Origin of the sequence: Photorhabdus sp. CRCIA-P01, from assembly GCF_003545805.1 — a bacterium.
In the GTDB taxonomy this organism is placed as follows: domain Bacteria; phylum Pseudomonadota; class Gammaproteobacteria; order Enterobacterales; family Enterobacteriaceae; genus Photorhabdus; species Photorhabdus antumapuensis.
In genome coordinates this window covers 1-1,311 of the sequence record NZ_NMQR01000174.1, presented here as the reverse complement: position 1 = coordinate 1,311, position 1,311 = coordinate 1, and the positions used below count along the sequence as shown (strand labels likewise).

At 50.9% G+C, this 1,311-nt stretch carries 3 protein-coding genes; all 3 read left to right on the top strand.

Translation table 11 applies throughout. From position 1 onward, the window contains the following. The first annotated feature begins 3 nt into the window (after positions 1-3). Positions 4-390, top strand: coding sequence for a TIGR03745 family integrating conjugative element membrane protein (locus D3222_RS24615; RefSeq protein WP_232832590.1), 387 nt, complete (start codon positions 4-6; stop codon positions 388-390). 18 nt (positions 391-408) lie between these two features. Further along, positions 409-786, top strand: coding sequence for a TIGR03750 family conjugal transfer protein (locus D3222_RS24610; protein WP_118988354.1), 378 nt, complete (start codon positions 409-411; stop codon positions 784-786). Then, positions 783-1,311: PFL_4703 family integrating conjugative element protein (locus D3222_RS24605; protein WP_118988353.1), on the top strand; the 529-nt coding region annotated here is incomplete at its 3' end. The genes D3222_RS24610 and D3222_RS24605, both read left to right, overlap by 4 nt.

The window sequence follows — 1,311 nt, the reverse complement described above, 5'->3', positions numbered from 1 at the left end:
GAAATGGATCTGTTAAAGCGGGGATGTCAGTCACTGTTCCGCCTGTTTACCCGTATCAATACCCGTGCAGTGTCACTCTGTGTGCTGGCTTATCTGGTTTGTCAACCCGTGACAGCGGCATTGCCAACGGTTGAACCACCTTCCAGCGGGAGTGGCGGCGGCATTTTTAATACCGTTAAAGGTTACTTGCAGGACGGCATAGTAATAGGCGGGCTGGTCGTTGCCGCGATCGCGTTTATCAATGTGGCGACAGCGGCAATCCATACTTTTTCTGAAGTTCGCAGTGACAGAGCTTCCTGGACTAAATTTGGTGCGATTGTGGTGGTTGGTGTAGTGCTGTTAGTGGCTGTTATCTGGCTGCTGGGCAAATCGACTTCCATTCTCTTTTAACCCCAGGGAAGTGTCAGTATGGTTCAAACTATTCGTTTTTTACCTGATCGTCTTAATGCCGAACCTATCGTGTTCCGGGGATTTACTACCCCAGAGCTGGGCTGGACGGCATTAACGGGACTGATAGCTGGCACGGTCATTGGCTTGTTACTGGCATCAGTAACGGGTTGGGTGATGATACCGACGGTGGCACTGATTGCGCCGTTATTATTGATTGCCTTTGGTGGCAAATACCTGGCCCGGATGAAACGCGGTAAACCGGAGAATTACCTCTATCGGCAACTGGAAGTGAAAAAGCGGTACTATGGTCTGGGTGATCCGTCACTGATTGTCACATCACAACGCTGGTCGTTGCGCCGCAGTTATCGGGTAATAACTAAAACGAGGCGGTTATGAGCCGTTTTCGTCATGCGATTCAAGATCGGGACCAGCATATCCTGACGCTACGCGCTGCCTGTGGTGTGCTGGTTTTATTGTTGTTACTGAGTCTGAGTGGCTGGATGATGGCGCCGAGAGAGTTAACCATTCATACGCCGCCGGATGTGCGTAGTGGTAGCACTCGTCCGTGGTGGGAAGTGCCCGTCTCCCAAGTTTATGCCTTTGGTTTTTATATTTTTCAACAACTGAATGCCTGGCCGAAAGACGGGGACGTTGATTATCCGGCGAAAATAGYGGCGCTTTCACCTTATTTGACCCCCTCCTGTCAGGTGTTTCTGGAACAGGATGCTCAAAACCGGTCACAAGTGGGTGAGCTAAAAGATCGCGTGCGGGTGGTGTATGAAATTCCGGAACGGGGCTTTCGTGATAGCAATGTGACGGTGAAGGGCCGRGATAACTGGGTTATCCGGTTAGATTTAGTCGCTGATGAATATTTTCACGCTGAGCCGGTAAAACGGGCACTGGTACGTGGCACTGGTACGT

Coding starts and splice junctions, on each gene's coding strand:
- D3222_RS24615 (WP_232832590.1), top strand. CDS start 4: ATGGATCTGTTAAAGCGGGGATGTCAGTCACTGTTCCGCCTGTTTACC.
- D3222_RS24610 (WP_118988354.1), top strand. CDS start 409: ATGGTTCAAACTATTCGTTTTTTACCTGATCGTCTTAATGCCGAACCT.